The organism is Streptomyces oceani, from assembly GCF_001751245.1.
GTDB lineage: Bacteria > Actinomycetota > Actinomycetes > Streptomycetales > Streptomycetaceae > Streptomyces > Streptomyces oceani.
On sequence record NZ_LJGU01000152.1, the window covers coordinates 112,363 to 132,276 of the forward strand.

Here is a 19,914-nt window from a genome sequence, read left to right on the forward strand (position 1 = left end):
GTAGCGCTCCATCGGGAGGTCCGCGTCGACACGGTGCGACGGCACCTTCAGGACGGTCGCGAGCAGCGACGCGACGTACTCCACCGCCGCCGGTTCCAGTCCGTCGTCCTGCGGCGTCGGCGTGGTGGTGACCCCGCCCAAGGCACCCTCCGCGTGCTCTGTTGTGTCGGCCTGTCCGGCCTGTCCGGCGTAATCGACGCTCATCAGTCGTGTGTCCTCGCTCGGGTGCTGTGTCCTGAGAGCACTTCGGAAAGCCGTCACGTCCCCCGCCACGACCAGCAGTTGGTGGTGGCTCGCCCGAAGGCATCGCGCGAAGGCGTCGAGTCCCGCCTCCCGGCGCAGCGGGGTGATCCCGAAGCGCTCACGGAGCATCGCCTCGCTGGTGGCGTCCGGACGCATCCCGCCCTCGGCCCACAGCGACCAGTTGATCGACACCGTACGGCCGCGACGTTCGCCCAGGTCCACCAGGTGCTGCCGGTACTCGGCGAAGGCGTCCATGAACGCGTTCGCGGTCGCGTAGTCGGCTTGGCCGATGTTGCCGGTCACCGCGGCGCCCGAGGAGAACGTCACGAAGAAGTCGAGGTCCACGTCGCGGGTCGCCTCGTCCAGGTTGACCGTGCCACTCACCTTGGGCAGCAGGACCCGGGTGAACTCCGCACCGGACTTCCTGAGGATGAAGTTGTCCTCCCGCACCCCCGCGCTGTGGATGACGCCGTCGAGACGCCCCGCGTCCCGTACGGTGGCGGCGACCAGGGCCTCGACACCCGCCTGGTCGGTCACGTCGAGTGGCGCGTAGGACACCCGGGCCCCCGAGGCACGCAACTCCGTCACCACCTGACGCGACCGCTCCGTCTCCGGAGATCGACCGGTGAGCACGAGGGTGACATCGTCAACGTGTCCCGCGATCTCCTCGGCGAAGATGCGCCCGAGACCACCGAGGCCGCCGGTGATCAGGTAGACACCGCCGGTACGCCACGGGGACCGGGGCTCGGGCGCCGCGTGGTCCTCGTCCCACACGGTCACTTCCCGCTGTCCGCCCCGGTAGCGGACCAGCGCGTCCTCCGGGCGCATCCGTTCGTCCGCGAGCCGGGTCCGCAGGGTGGCCACGTCCTCGCGGTCGTCCACGACGACCGCCTGACCCGAGACCGCGGGATTCTCCTGGTGCGCCGTCCACCCCAACGCGACCAGACCGGACAGGACCGCCTCAGCCGGCCGGTCCGGCAGTACGACCTGCACGAGCGTCTCGACATGCGGCTCGTCGCGCAGGACCGCCTTCGTCCGCTCGAAGACCTGCAGCGCGTAGTCGGCGTACCGGCCGTCGGGAGTGGTCGCCCGCGAGGTGAGGGCCAGCACCTCACACGTACGGTCCGCGGCCACGGCGTCCGCGAGATCACCCGGCTCCACGCACACCAGGGCACGCTGCGGCCCACGGGTGCGCCGCGCGGGTTCCGGCAGTTCCTGCCGCTGCCAGCGCGGGAACAGCAGGATGCCGGTCTCGTCCGCCGCTCCGTCGGGGGCGGCCCGAACCGAGAAACCCCGCAGACGCACGCGGACCCGGCCCGTGTCGTCGCAGAGGTCGAGGTCCAGGCGGCGGACGGATCCGTCGGACGGCCCGTCCACACGGTCACGGACCCAGACCCACATGGTGGGCTCCAGGAGCCCGAGCACCTCGACGCGTTCCACGGCGAACGGCAACAGGGGACGCGAGGATCCCGCGTCCTTCCACAGCACTCCCAGGGTGGCCTGCAGCGCCGCGTCCGTCAGCCCCGGGTGCAGCGTGTGGCCTTCCCACGTCCCCCGCGCGGCGGCGGGCAGCGCGAGGCGTGCCAGTGCCTGACCGTCGCCGACGAGGACCCGCTCGACGCAGCGGAAGGAGTCGCCGTACTCGATGCCAGCGGCTTGGAACGCGGAGTAGACCCGCGCGGCGTCGAGTTCGCGGACGCGGCACTCCTCTCGGAGCCGGTCAAGGTCGACATGGTCCCCCGTGGTTTCCGCCAGCGGGACGACCGATCCCCCGCCGTGGACGACCGATGCCGCCACGTCGCCGTCGGTGTCCGGGACCGGCGCGGAGACCTCGAAGTGGGTCCGCGCGCCCTCCCGCCGCAGGGTGACGTGCAGGTCACGCGGATGGTCGGGCACCTCGAAGGGTCGGGACCAGACCACGTCGGTGAGCGCCAGCCCGGCGGAGTGCTCCGCCCCCGAGGCGTCGGCCACCGCCGCCAGCGCCAGCTCCAGGTACGCCGCGCCGGGCAGGACCCTCCGGCCCCCCACCCGGTGACCGTCCAGGACGTCCTCCTCACCGGTGAACGTCGAGGTGTAGCGCTGGGCGGCGAACCCGGACGTGTTGCGGTGCAGCAACGGGTGCAGCACCGCGGTCGGCACGCTCCTCGCGGGTGACTTCGGCTCGACCCAGTGCCGATCCCTGGCGAAGGGGTACGTCGGCAGCGGCAGGCGCAGGGGCTCGGGGCCGTCGTGTAGCGCGCGCCAGTCGACGGCCGCGCCGTCGACCCAGACCGCCGCGAGCCGCTGGAGATCCCTCTCCGTGGTCCACGCCGCCACCAGGGCTCGCTGCTCTTCGTCGTCCTCGTGGCGGGCCAACTGATCCTGCGTCACCCGCCCTCGTACGAGCGTGCCATCGCCCGTACGGTCCAGGTGCGCCCTGAGTCCGCGCACGACCGCCGGCAGCGAGTCCGCCACGAACGCCAGCCGCTCCTCCATCGCCGCACGGCCCACTTGGAGGGTGTGAGCCAGGCTCGCCAGGTCGGACGGGGGCTCGGCCTCGACGGACGCGAGCAGGTTCTCGGCCAGGCTGTCCAGTTGTTCCCCGGTCTTGGCGGACAGGACGATGACGACCGGCCCGGACCGGGCAGGTGCGCTCCTCGCCCGGCTGCGGTGCTCCTCCAGCACGACGTGCGCGTTGGTCCCGCTGAACCCGAAGGAGCTGACGGCCGCGCGCCGCGGCCGGTCACCGGACGGCGTCTCCCACGGCTCGGCGGCCGTGACCACCCGGAAGGGCGAACTCTCGAAGTCGAAGTGCTCGTTGGGCCTGTCGAAGTGCAGGGACGGGACCAGCGTGCCGTGGCGCATGCTCAGCAGCACCTTGTGCAGACCCGCGACCCCGGCGGCCTCGGACGTGTGCCCGATGTTGCTCTTCACCGATCCGATGGCGCAGGACCGTGCGGGAGCACCCGGCTCGCCGTACACGGCGCCAAGCGCGGACAGCTCGATCGGGTCGCCCAGCTTCGTTCCCGTACCGTGCATCTCGACGTAGTCGACGGTGGCGGGTTCGACGCCGTGGCGGTCGTAGACGGTTCGGAGCAGCTCCGACTGGCTGGCGGCACTCGGCGCCGTGATCCCGTTCGTCCTGCCGTCCTGGTTGATGCCGGACGCCAGGACGACGCCGTGGACGTGGTCACGGTCGGACTCGGCGTCGCCGAGGCGCTTGAGCACCAGGGCGCCGACCCCCTCGCCCGGCACGAAGCCGTCGGCTCCGTTGTCGAACGACCTGCACTGTCCCCGCGGGGAGAGCATCCCCGCCTGGCACATGCCGACGTAGGTGTCGGGGAGCAGGTACAGCGAGACACCACCGACGAGAGCCATGTCGATCTCGCCGCTCAGCAGCGCCTGCCGGGCGAGGTGCAGTGCGACGAGCGAGGAGGAGCAGGCCGTGTCGACCGCGACGGCCGGGCCCTTGAGGTTGAGGAAGTAGGCGATGCGCGCGGCGGCGATGGCGTTGCTGCTGCTCGTCGCGGACGCGGACGATCCGTTGTCCCCGAACACCAGGAAGCTGTACTCGCTTCCGCTGATGCCCAGGTAGACGCCGCACTTCTGGGAGCTGAGGGACTGCGGGTCGTACCCCGCGTCCTCGAACGCCCGGTACGCCTCCTGGAGGAACAGCCGGTGCTGCGGGTCGAGCCCCTCAGCCTCCAGCGGGGAGATGTCGAAGAACAGCGGGTCGAAGCAGTCGGCGTCCGCCAGGTATCCCATCCACTTGGAGTACGTCTTGCCCTCCCTGCCGGGCTTGGCGTCGTAGTACCGCGACACCTCCCAGCGCGACGACGGGACCTCGGTCACGGACTCACGGCCAGCACGCAGGTTGTCCCAGTAGGCATGGAGGTTCTCCGCCTCCGGATAGCGCCCGGACATCCCGACCACCGCCACCTTGTCGGTGCCCCGGGGGGCGGACGCCCGTACGTCCACCGAGGGCTCGGCGCGCGCCTCCGGCTCGGGTGCCTCGTCCGGCGTGACCGGTGTGGGGTCGGCGGAGGCGACACGCTCCGGGGACTCCGGGGGGACCCGGGGCTCCGGGGGGACCGGCATCATCGTCAGCAGGAAGTCGGTGAGGCCGCGGACCGTGGGGTGGTCGTACAGCTGGGTCGCCGTGAGCGACGTCCCGTGGTTCTTGTTGAGTGTCTTCACCCATTCGACACCGACGATGGAGTCCATGCCGAGTTCGACGAGGTTACGGTCCGCGGCGATGTCCTCGGCGTCGAGGAACAGTTCCTCGGCGAGGCTGGCGCGCACGTCCTCCAGCAGCGCGGTCCGCGAGACCCGGGGGCGGTCCGCTGCCGGAGTCCCGGCCGGTTCCACGCTCCGGGCGGGCGTCTCCGTCGCGGATTCCGGCTCCACGGCATCAGCCTGCCCGGGCGCGGCCTGCACGGGCGCGGCCTGCACGGGCGCGGCCTGCACGGGCGCGGCCTGCACGGGCGCGGGTGCGGCCGGTTGGCCCTGGAGGAAGGTCGCGAGCTCGCGCACCGACGGGTGGTCATAAAGCTTCGTGGCGGTGAGGTCGGTCCCGCACCTCTTGTTGATGGCCTTGACCCACTCCACTCCGAGGATGGAGTCGAGGCCCAGGTCCATGAAGTTGCGTCCGGGGTCGATGTCCTCCTCGGACATCTGCAGGACGTCGGCGAGGCCGCTCCTCAGCTCCCGCCGCAGCTCACTCGTCGTACGCACGGGGTGCGCCTCCCCTCGTACCGAGGCGGCCTCGGAGGTGGTCACCGGCTCGGCGGGGGTCGGCGGGACGGGGGCCGGGGCCGCCGGGGTGGCGGATGGCTCCCCCAGCCCGGTCAGCCGCACGTTCCTCGGCTTCGCGGCCGACGGTGCCGACGCGGTGATCACCGCGTCGGGGTGCGGCAACGTGACCCGGCGGCGTCCGGGGGCGACGGAGACCGGTATCTCGTGCGCCGGTTCCGCCACCTCGGTGCCGGGCGACGTGGCCTCCTCGAACACCGGCCGGACCGGAGCGGGGACCTCCCGGTTGACCCAGTGGACCTTCCGCGCGAAGGGGTAGCCGGGCAGAGCGACCAGCTTCGGCGCCTCGTCGACGAACAGCGCCCCCCAGTCGGGGGACAGGCCCCGGCAGTACAGGTCCGCCAAGGTCATGAGCGCATCACGGTACTCAGCCGCGCCCGCCGAGGCGAGCCTCCCGAACGGAGCCTCGCCGTCCGCCTCCCGTGGCCGGTCCCGACGGTCACTCGGCACCACGCCGAAGCGCACCGCCGGGTGTGGCTCACCCTGTTCGACAGCGCTCAGCCCGGCGACGGCCTCCTCGAGGTCGTCGACGACGAGCGCACAACGGTGATCGAGGTGCTGCCTGCGCTCCAGCAGGGTGTGGCTCAGGTCGGTGAGGGAGAGGTTGTCGCGGTCCGCGGCCCGGAGCATCTCGCGCAGGTCGTGGACACGCTCGCGCAGCGCCTCGTCGGTCTTCGCGGACAGGGCCAGCAAACGGGCGGGTGCCTCGGCGGACGGCGCCGCGCGCGGGCGGCCCCGGTAACTCTCCACGACCATGTGCACGTTGGTGCCGCTCATGCCGAACGAACTCACGGCCCCGAGCCGTGTCCCGGCCGGGTTCCGGGGCCATGCCCTCCGGGTCTTGTTGACGTAGAGCGGGCTTCGCCGCCAGGCGACGTAGTCACTGTCCTCCTCGCAGTGCAGGCTCGGGGGGATGACGCCGTGCTGGAGCGACTGGACGAGCGCGATCAGGCTGACGATGCCGGAAGCGGCCAGCGAGTGCCCGACGTTGGGCTTGGTCGAGGTGAGCGCGCAGAACCCGGTCTGGTCGGTGTGCTCGGAGAACACCTCGTTCAGCCCGTTCGCCTCGACCGGGTCGCCGAGCCGGGTGCCGGTGCCGTGGGCGACGACATGGCCGATGTGTCCGGGGTCGATCCGGTGCCGCTGGTATACGGCGCGATACAGGCGTGCCTGTGCGGCGCCGTTCGGGGCGGTGATGCCGTTCGTCCGGCCGTCGTAGTTGATGCCGCTGCCTCGAATCACGGCGAGTACGTCGTCGCCGTCGGCCTCCGCCCGCGCCAGGCGCTTGAGCATCACGACGCTGATGGCCTCGCCCAGCACCATGCCGTCGGCCCGCCGGTCGAACGCGAAGCAGGTGCCGCTCTCGGAGAGCATGCCCGCCCGACTCGTCTCGTCGAACACGCGGGACGTGGTCGCCAGGTTGACCCCGGCGACGATCGCGGCGTCGCACTCGCCGTTGCGCAGGCTGGCGTACGCCTGGTGAGCCGCCGCCAGGCCCGAGGAACAGGCGGTGTTGACGGCGAGCACGGGTCCGGTGAAGTCGAGAAGGTATCCCAACCGGGAGGCCAGGATCGCCTCGTGGTTCCCCGTGATGGTGCCCTCGCCGCCGTTCAGGTGCTGGTAGTCGCCCTGCTCCGCGCCGACGAACATGCCGATCCGCTCGTCGCGCAGCTTCCGCGCGCCGTAGCCGGCGGCCTCCAGGACATGCCACGCCTCCTGCAGCAGGAGGCGCTGTCGCGGGTCCATGGTGCGTGCCTCGCGCGGCGATATCTCGAAGAACGCCGGGTCGAACTCGCCGATCCCGGGGACGAAGCCGCAGCACGCCGTGTCGGGGTCCGTGCTCCCCGGGGCACTCCAGTCAGGACGCCGGTCCTCGGGAACGGCCGAGAGCACGTCGCGCCCGTCCACGAGGTTCCGCCAGAACTCGTCCACCGATCGGGCGGCCGGGAAGCGGCCCGCCATGCCGATGACGGCGACGGGTTCGTCATCCGGCTCGGGGCTCGGCGATGTTACGGCCGCGGGCTGGTGGCTCGGTCCGGCTGCGGCCGGTGTGGGCTCGGCCGGTGTGGGCTCGGCCGGGTAACGACCGTGGAGGTGGTCCCGATGTTCGGAAGCCAGGTGCGCCACCAGCGCGTCCGGGGTGGGGTGCGAGAAGAACACGGAGGGGACGATGTCGACGCCGAAGTGCGCGGTCATCGCGTTCGCGAGCCGGACCAGGGTGATCGAGTCGAATCCGAGTTGGGCGAGGCTCTCGTCGGTGTGGATCTGGTCGCGAGGCACCTGAACGGTCTCGGCGATCAGTGTTCCGAGGTCGGACAGTACGCGGGCGGCAAGGTGCTCGTGGTCCGGTCCGGCCGCCGGAGCACCGGCAGGGGCCGGTGTGCTCGCCCTCCCGGGCGTCGCGGGATCGGCGGACTCCGCGGGCCTCGCGGACTCCGCGGGATCGGGGTCGAGCCCGAGCAGGCGGCGTATCCGCCGCGGTTCGCCCGCCATGACGAGCCCCTGCGGCACGCCCTGGCCGAGCAGTCGCTCGAAGATCCGGATACCGTCGGCGCTCTCCAGAAAGCGCTGGCCGCTGGAGGCGAGGTACAGCTCGGTGGCCCGGGCGTCGTCGAATCCCATTTCCCCGTCGCGCCACAGCGGCCAGTTGATGGCGACGGTCCCGCCCGAGCCCGTTCCCCGACGGACGCGCTCGGCGCGGTGGCGGGCGTGCAGCGTCTGGAACCGGTTGCCGACGGCGTAGTCGCAGCTGCCGAAGTCCCCGAGCCGGGCGGCGGTCGACGAGAAGTGGCAGACGAAGTCGAGCGGCTCGTCCGCGAGCACCTCGTCGAGCACCAGCGTGCCGTCCACCTTGGCGGCGAGCAGGTCCCGGAAGTCGCGGGCGTCGTTGGTGAGCACACTGCCGGCGCCGGGAACACCGGCGGCGTGGAGGACACCGTCGATCCCGCCGAAGCGCTCGCGCGCCGACCGGACGACCTCCCGCATGGCCCGCCGGTCGGTGACGTCCGCCTGTTCGTAGCGAACCTCGCCGCCCAGGGACTCGATCCGGGCGATCCGGCGTGCCCTGTCCTCGTCGAGGGGCGACCGACCGGTCAGCACCAGCCGCGCGGACCGGGTCCGGGCGAGGTGCTCGGCGAAGAGCAGTCCCAGCCCTCCCAGGCCGCCTGTGACCAGGTACGAGCCACCCTGTTTCAACGGGACCTCCCCGCTGTCAGCGGTGACCGGGCCGACCCGGCTCACGTGGCGCGTCCCGTCGCGGTAGAGGGCGCTCGCGGACTCGGCGAGTTCGGCGTGCAACCGCGCGAACCAGTCGGTCATGGTCATCCGGGCGTCCGTGTCCCGGGCGTCCTCGAGCACGGCGGCGAATCCCACGGCGGGCAGGACCTGGCCGAGGGAGCGTTCGAAGCCCATCCACGACTCGGCATAGGCACGCTCGATTCCGTCGCGGAACTCGCCGGCCTGCAGGACTCGCCGTACGCCCAGCTCCGCGGTCGCCACCGCCCGCAGCAGATGGACGGTGTCGGCGTAGGTCGCCGGCCCGACGCCCTCCTCGACCGGCCACAGGTGCAGGATGCCGTCCACGAAGCCGAACCGCTCGCGTATCTCCCCGAGGGCCCGGGCCCAGTCGGCCCGTTCCCCGGTGTCCACCGCCCAGCGGCGTGCCGGGACATCCTCCGTGGCCGGTGTCCGCGAGACGAAGAGGAGTGTCGCGGCGGGCTCGATCTCCTCGGCGGCTCGCTCCAGTTCCGCCTGGTTCGCGCGGTCGGAGCACAGGCACACCAGGGTCCTCGGCCCGGGGTGCCCCCGTTCGGCAGCGGCCGTCGGCTCCCAGTACTCCTCGAACACCAGGGCCCCCGGGGTGGTATGCCCCTCGGCAGGGGCTGTGGCGGAGGTGTCGATCCAGTGACGTTCCCTGGCGAACGGGTAGGTCGGCAGGGCGACGCGCGGCGGCGTCCCGTCGGCGTAGAGCACGGACCAGTCGACGGCGGAGCCTCGTACCCACTTGTCCACCAACTCGGTGGGGTCGGCGGTCACCGCGTCGTCGGGACGGCTCTCGGAGCTCTGGGTCACCTGGCCGCGTGCGAGACCTTCCTCCGTCCCCTCGACGAAGTCGCGAAGTCGGGAGAGCAGTTCGGCCATGGATTCCGTGACGATGCCGAGCCGTTCCCGCATGGCCTCCCGGCCCACCTGCGTGGTGTACGCGAGCGAGGGCAGGTCGGCGGAGGTGAGTTTCCTCGACTCGATCCACTCGGCCAGGTCGACGGCCTTCGCCCGCAGGCGCTCGGCGCCACGCGCGGAGAGCACGACCGCCACGGGCCCTTCGGCCGTACGGACGGCGGGCGTCTCGGCCCGGAACTCCTCGACGACCAGGTGCGCGTTGGAACCGCCCGCCCCGAACGACGATATCCCGGCGACGCGCGGGAACTCCCGCTCCACACCGTCGACCTCCAGCACCGGCCGTTCCCACCCGGCCAGTGTCCGCTGCACCGAGAAGGGGCTGCCCTCGAAGTCGATGTGCGGGTTGAGCTCCGTCGAGTGCAGGGACGGCGCCAGCTGCCCGTGCCGCATCTGCAACAGCACCTTGGTCAGGCCGGAGATGCCGGCGGCGCTCTCCGCGTGGCCGATGTTGCTCTTCACCGAACCGATCGCGCAGAACTGCTTGTCCTGGGTGTGCTCCCGGAAAGCCTTCGACAAGCCGGTGATCTCGATCGGGTCGCCCAGTTGCGTACCCGTGCCGTGCGCCTCGACGTAGCTCACCGATCGCGGGTCGATCCCCGCCTGCCGCCAGGCGTCGGAGATGGACCCGGCCTGTGCCCGCGGGCTCGGAACCGAGTAACCGTTCGTCCGGCCGCCGTGGTTGACCGCGATTCCCTTGATCACCCCATGGACGCGGTCCCCGTCACGCACCGCCTGGGACAGCGGCTTGAGCAGGACGGCCCCGACACCCTCGCCGGGGACGTAGCCGTCGCCGCCGCTGCCGAAGCTCTCGCACCGGCCCGTGCTCGACACGAACCTGCCCTGCCCGAGCATCAGGTACTTGTTGGGATGGACCGACAGGTTCACCCCTCCCGCGATCGCGAGGTCGCAAGCGCCGGACTCGATGCTCTGGCACGCGAGGTGGATGGCGGTGAGCGACGAGGAGCACATCGTGTCGACGCTCATGCTCGGGCCGTGGAAGTCGAAGAAGTACGACACCCGGTTGGCGACCGCCGAGGAGTTCCCGGACAGCGCCACGGGGTTGCCCAGGGCCTGCTCCTGCGCCCCGTAGAGCTGGTACTCCTCGTACATCACACCGGCGTAGACGCCGACCCGCTTCCGGGTTTCGCCGCCAGGCGGGGTGTTCAGCCCCTCGGGGGTGTAGCCCGCGTCCTCGACCGCCTCGTAGGCGCACTGCAGGAACAGGCGCTCCTGCGGGTCCATGAGCTTCGCCTCGGGCGGTGAGATGTGGAAGAACAGGGAGTCGAACTCGTCGACGCCGTCCACGAAGCCGCCCCACTTGCTGTAGGTCTTGCCGGGGGCGTCCACGTCGGCGTCGTAGTGCACGCTGTGGTCCCAGCGGTCGGCCGGGATCTCGGTCACGCAGTCGCGACCCGCCGCGAGGTTCTCCCACAACTCGTCGGGCGTACGGGCCTTCGGGTAGCGCCCGGCCAGCCCGACGATCGCGATGTCGAGTCCCGTGGTCGGGCTCGGGGTCCCGGGCTTGGGCGGGAGCGCTCGCGGCTCGTCGAACCGTGTCGACCACCCGCCCCTCCTGAGCGGCTTGCGCGCGAAGGAGGCCCGTCGGGGTGCGTCGTCCACGCCCCGGGGCCTCGCGGGAGCCGGGGCCGCCGGGGTCGCCGGGGCACTGGCCTCGGCGCTGTCGGGCTCCGTGCCCAGGTGCCGGGCCAGTTCCAGGCCGTACTCGGCCAGGAAGTGGTCGGTGAGTGCGCGGATGTCGCGGAACTCGAAGAACAGGGTCTTCGGCAGCGACCCGAAGACGGCCTCCAACTCGTCCGTCATCCGCAGCATCATCACCGAGTCCAGCCCCAGGCTGTCGAACGCCGCACGGGCGTCGACGCGGTCGGCCGGGAGCTTGATGACCTCGGAGAGGACGCGCGTGAAGAACGCCGTCGCCTTGGCTTCGAGATTGCTGGCTTCGTTGTGCGTCACTGGTTCGTCCCGATGGCAGAAGAGAGAGGGGAACTCTGGTACGGAGCGGACGAGCCGGGGTCCCCGGCTCCCGTGGGGCCAAGTCCAGGAGCGACCATGACCTGACTGTGCGTCGAGGTGACCATGCGGTGGAACGCCGTGACCCCCGCCGCCGTTTCGAGGGGGACGACGCCGTAGCGCGAACGCAGCGTGGAGCGCACCTCCGGTGACACGCCCATGCCTCCGTCCTCCCACAACGGCCAGTTGACGGACAGACTGCGCCCGGAGCGTTCCCCGCGGGCCACGAGGTCCTGGCGGTACCAGGCGTAGGCGTCCATGAACGCGTTCGCCGCCGCGTAGTCGGCCTGGCCGACGTTGCCGAACGCCCCGGTCGTGGACGAGAACGCCACGAAGAAGTCCAAGGGCAGCGTGGACGTCGCCCGGTCCAGGTTGACCACCCCGGAAACCTTCGGGGCCAGTACGTCCACGAACTCCTCGGCCCGCTTGGTCAGGATGAGTCCGTCCCGTGTCACACCGGCGGCGTGGATGACGCCGTCGATTCGGCCGTGCTCCTCCACGAGAGCGTCGACCACGGCGTCGACCTCGGCCCCGTCCGAGACGTCGGCCTGTACGTAGTGCGCCACCGCACCCTGGGACCGTAGGTCCCGCAGGGCCTCCCGCACTCGCGGACCCTCCGGGGAACGCCCGGTCAGCACCAGCGTGGCGCTGTGCGTACGCGTCGCGATCTCCCGCGCGAAGACCAGGCCCAGCGCTCCCGTGCCACCGGTCAGGAGGTAGACGCCGTCCTCCCGCCACGGAACCGGCGGGACGCCTGCGGCGCCGTCGCCGTCCTCGAACCAGACGGGCACCTCACGCCGCGCGCCGACGTACCGCACGATCGTGTCGTCGGGATGGGCACGGTTCTCCCGCACCCGCTCCACCACGGTCTCGGGCTGGTCCGTGTCCTCCAGGAGGAGGACCTGCGTCGAGACATTGGGGTTCTCCATCGTGGCCGTGCGCAGCAGCCCGACGAGTCCGGAGAGCGGTGCGGACTCGGAGCCCCCACCGATGACCAGTTGGATGCCGGCCCGCCCGGCGGACACGCCCCGCAGGACGGAACGCAGGTGCTCGAGGGCCTGCAGTCCGTACGCGGTGTACCGCCGGTCCAGGTCCTTGTCCCCGGAGGTCAGCACGACGGCACGGTCCTGCTCGGACAGCGACGCCGCCACCTCCGGCATCTCGACGAGGAGTACGGTCCTCCGCACGTCGTCGTCCTCGGGCAGCACGTTGGTCACGGGACGCGCCCGCCATTCCGGACGCAACAGGCCCCGTGGGCCGGGCTGCTCCTCCGTACGGTGCGCGGCGTCCCCGTGCCCGGCGGACTCGTCGAGGGCCCGGAGGGACAGGCCGCCGATCCGGACCCGCACGCGGCCCTGGTCGTCGGCCAGGTCCACGTCGAGCTTGTGGACCGCGGTGTCGCCCGACCGCTCCGCGCTGGGACGAACCAGCGCCCACATGGCGGCCGCGCCGCTGTCCAGGACGAGGACGTCGTCGACGGCGAAGGGCACCAGCAGGGCGGCGTCGTCCCGCCTCTCGCCGAGGCTGCCGAGCACCCCGACGGACGCCTGCAGCGCCGCGTCGAGGAGACTCGGGTGCAGTGTGTAGTCACCCAGGGTGCCGTGCACCGGAGTGGGCAGCGCGAGGTGTGCCAGTGCCTGGTCCCGTCCGATCCAGACGTGCCGGACGCCCTGGTGCGCGGGGCCGTACGTGATGCCCGCGGCACCGTAGGTCCGGTAGCACTGCTCGGCGGTGAGCTCCGCGCGGTCGCAGGCGTCGCGGAGGGACGGGAGGTCGAGTACCTCCTCCGCGGCCTCCTCCGCCAGGTAGACGGCGCCCTCAGCGTGCGGGACCGGTTCCGCCGACTCGTCAGCGGTGCCGGAAATCCGGAACCCGATGTCGCCGTCCGGCTGGGGGCGCAGGCCGACGTGCACCTCGTACGGCTTGCCGTCCACGCGCAGCGGCTGCGCCAGGATCACGTTCTTCAGCGCGACCGGCGCCGTCGGCTCGGCCCGTGTCCGGCAGGTGAGGCTGGTCGCGGCGACGACCATCTCCAGCAGGGCCGCGCCCGGCATGAGCTTCGCACCGCCCACGACATGGTCGCGCAGGAACGGCTCACGGCCGGTGAACACCGAGGTGAATCGCTGCTCCTCCAGGTCCGAGGTGTTCTCGTGCACCAGCGGGTGCAACACGCGCGGCCCCGCGGCTTCGACCTCCTGGTCGTCGAACGGGCAGTAGCGCTCGCGCGCGAACGGGTACGTGGGAAGGCCGACACGTCGCGGTGTCACGCCGCCGGGGTAGAGGCGGCGCCAGTCGACGGCGACGTCGTTGACCCACAGTTCGAGCAGCTTGTCGTACTTCCCCTTCTCGATCCAGGCCGTGACCAACGCGTCGAGGTCGGCGTCCTGGGAGAACAGGGCGGAGACGGTGTTCTCGTCCGTGGACCCGCCGCGCACGACGTCCTCGGTGACGGTCTCCGAGAGGACGTGGTGGAGCTTCTCGACGAGGTCCGGTGCGGAGGTGGCCAGGATGCCGAGACGCTCCCGCATCGGCTCACGTCCGACCTGCAGTGTGTACGCCACGTCCGCCAGGTCGAGGTGGACGTTCTCCGGTCGGTCCAGCCACTCGGCGAGGTTGCGGGCCACGTCGCGGAGCTCTTCCGCCGTACGTGCCGACAGCGGCACCACGGCCGGGCCCGCCGTCGCGGGGGCCGGCTCCGCCGGTTCGGGGAGGTACTCGGAGACGATGACGTGCGCGTTGGAGCCACCCGCGCCGAAGGACGAGATCCCGGCGATCCGGGGGGTTTCCGGGTCTGGCGCCCGCCAGTCGGCCAGCTCGCTTTGGACCCGGAACGGGGTGCTGGCGAAGTCGATGTTCGGGTTCGGCGGCTCCGCGTGCAGGGAAGGGACGAGCCTGCGATGCCGCAGCTGGAGAAGGACCTTCGTGAGACCCGCGATCCCGGCGGCGCTCTCCGCGTGGCCGATGTTGCTCTTCACCGAACCGATCGCGCAGAACTGGTCGTCCTGGGTGTGCTCCCGGAAAGCCTTCGACAAGCCGGTGATCTCGATCGGGTCGCCCAGCTGGGTCCCCGTGCCGTGCGCCTCGACGTAACTCACCGACCGCGGATCGACACCCGCCGCCGACAGTGCCTCGTCGATGGTGCCGGCCTGGGCGTTCGGGTTCGGCACCGTGTAACCGTTGGTCTTCCCGCCGTGGTTGAGTGCCGTGCCCTTGATCACGCCGTAGATCCGGTCTCCGTCCGCGACCGCCTTCGCCAGCGGCTTCAGCAGGACCGCGCCCACACCCTCGCCCGGGGTGTAGCCGTCGCCGTCCGCGCCGAAGCTCTGGCAGCGCCCGGAACCGGAGAGGAAGTTGCCGGTGCTCAGCAAGAGGTACTTGTTCGGGTGCAGCGACAGGTTCACGCCACCGGCGACCGCCGCCTCGCAGTCACCCCACCGGATGCTCTGGCAGGCGAGGTGCAGTGACGTCAGCGACGACGAGCACATCGTGTCCACGCTCATGCTCGGCCCGTGGAGGTTGCAGAAGTACGACACCCGGTTAGCGATGCCGGCGGAACTGCCGCTGACCGCGAGCGAGTCACCACCGAGCACCTGACTCTGCGCGCCGTGGAGCTGGTACTCCTCGTACATCACGCCGACGAACACCCCGACCCGGCCGGTCAGCACGTTGCCGGTGCGGGTCTTCGCCGACTCCCGTACGTATCCGGCGTCTTCGAGGGTCTCGTACACGCACTGGAGGAACAGCCGTTCCTGCGGACTCATGATCTCCGCTTCACGCGGGGAGATGTTGAAGAACAGCGGGTCGAACTCGTAGGCGCCGTCGACGAACCCGCCCCACTTGCCGTACGTCCTCCCCTCGGCCTGCCGGTCCTCGGAGAAGTACCGGTCGTGATCCCACCGTTCGCCGGGGATCTCGGTGACGCAGTCCTGGCCGCCGGCCAGGTTCCGCCAGAACTCGTGGACGTCGCGCGCCTGCGGGTAGCGGCCCGCCAGACCGGTGATGGCGATGTCGACCGGCTTCGACGTGTCCGCCGCGGTCACCTCGACCCCTGTCCGCCCGCCACGGTTTCGCCGGTCACCACGGTTCCGCCAGTCGCGGGTGCCCTCGGGCGCCGTCGTGCGGGTGGCCGGCTCGTTCGCCGCGTCGACCCGCGTACGACCGCCGCTGGGGGCCGCCACGAGTTCGCGCACCCGGTCCGGGTGGGCCGTGACGAAGTGCCCGGCGAGGGCCTCGATGCTCTGGTACTCGAAGAACAGGGTCTTCGACAGCGACCCGAAGACCTCCTCCAACGCCCGGGTGAGATCCATGGTCATCACGGAGTCGACGCCGTAGTCCTCCAGCGACGCCTCCGGATCGATCCGAGCGGCGGGCAGGTCGATCACCGACGACAGCAGTCTCGTGAAGTACGCCACCGCCGCTGGCCCGATGTCCTGCTCCGCGGGGTCGGACGTCGACCCGACGTGCTCGTGCGCGGTGCGCTCACCGCCACCGGGCGCGACCGGGGCATCCCCGGCAGCGGTGCGTTCGCCCGCCGAGTCGCTCTCCGGACCGCGTCCGTCCGACGGAGCACCGACGAGGGCAGCGAGGCGCTCCGTATCGCCCTCGAGGACCATGACCTGGTCCTCGTCGGTGGCCAACGCCCGGTGCAGGGCGCTGATCCCCGTTCGAGTCCGCAGCGGGACCATGCCGAAGTCCTCACGCAGCGAACGCTCGGTCGCCGCGTCGACGCTCATGCCGCCCTCGGCCCACAGCGGCCAGTTCACGGACAGCGTCCGACCCCGCCGCTCGCCCCTGGCCACCAGGGTGTTGCGGTGCCCGGCGAAGGCGTCCATGAACGCGTTCGCGGCGGCGTAGTCGGCCTGTCCCACGTTTCCGGAGACCCCGGCGACCGAGGAGAAGAACACCAGGAAGTCCAGGTCAACGTCCCGCGTCGCCTCGTCCAGATTCACCGCGCCGGTCACCTTCGGCGCCAGGACGGCGCTGAGGTCCTCCTCGGTCTTCTTGAGGACGAAGCTGTCCCGGATCACGCCCGCGCTGTGCAGAACACCGTCCAGGCGGCCGTACTCCGCGCGGATTCGGGACACCAACGCCACCGTCTGGACCCGGTCCGCGACGTCGACCCGCTCGTAGCTCGCCTCCGCGCCCGCGGCCCGCAACGCGGCCAGGACCGCCCCCCGGTCCTCGTCGAGAGCCCCCCGTCCGGTGAGCACGATCCGCGCGCCCCGCGCCCGCTCGGCGATGTCGCCGGCGAACAGGGCACCGACCCCACCGGCGCCACCGGTGATGAGGTACACGCCGTCGTCCCGCCACGGCACGTCCACACCACGGTCGGTTGTGCCGGACAGTTCACGCCAGCGCAGCACCTCACGGTCGCCGACCCTGTACCGCACCACCGCGTCCTCCGACGCGGCGCGCTCGGCCTCCACCCACGCAGCGACCCGCCGCGCGTCCTCCCACGACTCCACCAGGACGACCTGGCCCGTGACCCGAGGGTTCTCCAGCCCGGCGGTCCGTACGACACCGGCCAGTCCCGACCACACCGACGACTCCCCGTCGGCGGGCACCACCACCTGAACACACACGCCGTGGTGCGCGCGCTCGGCCAGTACCTCCCGTACCACGCCGAAGAGCCGCAACGCGTGGTCCGAGAACCGTCCGTCCACATCCGGGGCGTCGGACTCCAGGCGGACGACTCGAGCGCCGCCACGCGACTCGAGCGCCTCGGCGACCGCCGGCAGCCCGGCCACCACCGTCACCGCGGCAGGGGTGCCTTCGCGTACGCCGCCCCGGCGTTCCTCCCCGGACCAACGCGGCACGGCCAGGAACTCCCCGGCCCGCTCCGCCGAGTAGGCCCGCAGGGACAGACCCCGTATTCGGACGGCGACCGTCCCGTCGTCATCGCAGAGCTCGATGTCGAGGCGGCGGACCGCGGCGTCCCGCTGCTGGTGGGCGGTGCTGCGCACCCATGCCCACATCGTCCGCGAACAGGTGCCGGTGACCTCCAACTCGTCGACCGCGTAGGGCAGATGCGGCGTGCCGTCGTCCCCCGCGGTGACGCCCAGCGCGGCCTGCACCGCCGAGTCCAGGAGGGACGGGTGGAGGCCGTAGCTGTCGAGTGACCCCTCGACGGCCTCGGGGAGCACCAGCCGGGCGACGACCTGACCGTCACCCGCCCAGAGCCGCTGGATTCCTCGATGCCCCGGGCCGTAGGCGATGCCGTGCGCCGCGAACGCGCCGTACACCTCGTCCGCGCCCAACTCCGTGTCCCGGCACCGGGACCGCAGCTCGGCCAGGTCGACGGTGGTTCCGCTGGTTCCGCCGGCAGCCGCGGGCGGCACGAGCACCGTGCCCTGGCTGTGGATCACCGGCGGCGCTTCGGCATCCGGGTCCGGGTGGCTGAGGATCTCGAAGCCGATCTCCTCTCCACCGTCCGGACGCAGACGCACGTGCACGGTCTCGGGGCGCTCCCGGACGATGACGGGCCGCGACCACGCGACGTTGGTGAGGCGGACCGTGCCGTGTGGCTCCCCGTCCAGGGACTCCGCCACGGCAGCCCGCACGAGTTCCAGGCACGCCGCTCCGGAGAGCAGCCGCTCACCGCCCACCTGGTGGTCACGCAGGAAGAACTCGTCTCCGGTGAAGACCGAAGTGAACCGCTGTCCCGCCAGGCTGGAGGTGTTCGTGTGTACGAGGGGGTGCAGCCGCCCGGCACCCGGCAGCGGCTCCCGATCCTCGCTCAGGGACGGCCAGTAGCGTTCGCGCTGGAACGGGTAGGTGGGCAGGGAGATCCGGCGACGCGTGTGGGGGCGATGCAGCTTCGCCCAGTCGACGGCCAGGCCGGCCGTCCAGAGTTCGAGCAGCTTGCCGTACTTCCTCTTCTCGATCCAGGCGCTCACCGCCCGCGCCATGTCCTCGTCGACGGCGAACACCCGCAGGTTGCTGTCGGGGCCACGGCGTTTGACCTTGCCCCGGTAGAGGCCCGGCACCTCCTCGGCCGCGAGGAAGCCCCGCAGCGCCCCGGTGAGTTCGCCGGTCGTGGCGACGACGACGCCCAGTCGCTCCTCGAACGCGTCCCGGCCGGTCTGCAGGGTGTAGGCGATGTCGGGCAGCGGCTCCGTCGACCCGTCCTGGCCGAGCCAGTCCACGAGTTGCTCGGCCTGGTCGCGCAGCCCCGCCTCGGTGCGCGCGGACAGCACGATCGCCACCTCGGTGTCCGGCTCGTCACCAGCGTCGGGGACGACCCGCTGGGGGAGGTGTTCCGCCACGATGACGTGGGCGTTCGATCCGCCAGCGCCGAACGAGGACACCCCGGCGATCCGCGGCGACTCGAGGCCGTCGGCGGTACGCGGCCGGACCCACTCGCCCAGGGTCCGCTGGACCTGGAAGGGACCGCTGGCGAAGTCGATGTTCGGGTTCAGCACCTCGGAGTGCAGCGAGGGGACGAGCGTGCCGTGCTTCATCTGCAGCAGCACCTTGGTCAGTCCCGCGATGCCGGCGGCACTCTCGGCGTGGCCGATGTTGCTCTTCACCGACCCGATGGCGCAGAACCGGGTGTCCTGGGTGTCGTTGGAGAACGCCTGTGTCAGGCCAGCGACCTCGATCGGATCACCCAGTGACGTACCGGTGCCGTGCGCCTCCACGTAGGACACGTCCCGGGCGTCCACACCGGCCTCACGCAACGCCCGTCCGATCACCGCGGACTGCGCCCGCGGGTTCGGAACCGAGTAGCCGTTCGTCTTCCCACCGTGGTTCACCGCCGTGCCGCGGATGACGCCGTAGATCGTGTCACCGTCCGCCTCCGCGCGGTCGAGCGGCTTGAGCAGTACCGCGCCCACGCCCTCGCCGGGGACGTATCCGTCGCCCTCGGCGCCGAAGCTCTCGCACAGCCCCCGGCTCGAGGCCCACTTGCCGCTGCCCAGCATCAGGAACTTGTTCGGGTGCAGCGACAGGTTGACACCACCGGCGACGGCCACCTCGCACTCGGCGTTGAGCAGGCTCTGACACGCCAGGTGCAGTGCCGTGAGCGACGACGAGCACATCGTGTCCACCGCCATCGACGGCCCGTGCAGGTTGAAGAAGTACGACGCGCGGTTCGCGATGGAGGACGGGTTGCCGGACAAGGCGACGTTACGGCCCCGGGCCTGCTCCTGAGCACCGTAGAGCTGGTACTCCTCGTACATCACGCCGGCGAACACGCCCACGTTGCCCTCGAACCCGTCGGCGCCGTAGCGGCTCAGCTCCGAGCGCGTGTACCCGGCGTCCTGGAGCGTCTCCTGCACACACTCCAGGAACAGCCGCTCCTGCGGGTCCATGAACTCCGCCTCACGCGGGGAGATGTTGAAGAACAGCGCGTCGAAGCGGTCCGCGCCGTCCAGGAATCCGCCCCACTTCGCGTACGTCTTCCCCGCCGCGTTCCTGTCCGGGTCGTAGTAGCGAGCGTGGTCCCACCGGTCCGCCGGGATCTCGGTCACGCAGTCCTCGCCCGCGGCCAGGTTCCGCCAGAACTCCCGTACGTTGGAGGCGCCCGGGTAGCGTCCGGCCACGCCCACGACGGCCACACCGGTACTCGCCGGGGCCCGCGACCGCACCACGCCGCGCGCCCGCGTCGGAGCGCGCTTCCCCGAGAGCGCGGCGGGCCGCGCGGCCACGGCGGCCGGGCCGGCACTGTCCGCC

Annotated in this window: 2 protein-coding genes (1 of these 2 only partly in view); both read right to left on the reverse strand. The window is 71.5% G+C overall.

Going from position 1 to position 19,914, the window contains the following annotated elements; genetic code table 11:
* Positions 1–11,184: the 5' portion of an SDR family NAD(P)-dependent oxidoreductase gene (locus AN216_RS28415; protein ID WP_070198819.1), read on the reverse strand. It extends 6,408 nt beyond the left edge of the window; the window shows 11,184 of its 17,592 coding nt (coding positions 1–11,184); the start codon lies at positions 11,182–11,184; its stop codon lies off the left edge, out of view.
* A complete protein-coding gene (locus tag AN216_RS24110) occupies positions 11,181–19,889 on the reverse strand; it encodes an SDR family NAD(P)-dependent oxidoreductase (protein ID WP_070198820.1) in 8,709 nt (2,902 codons plus the stop codon). Before AN216_RS24110 ends, AN216_RS28415 begins: the two co-directional genes overlap by 4 nt.
* Between the last annotated feature and the right edge of the window lie 25 nt (positions 19,890–19,914).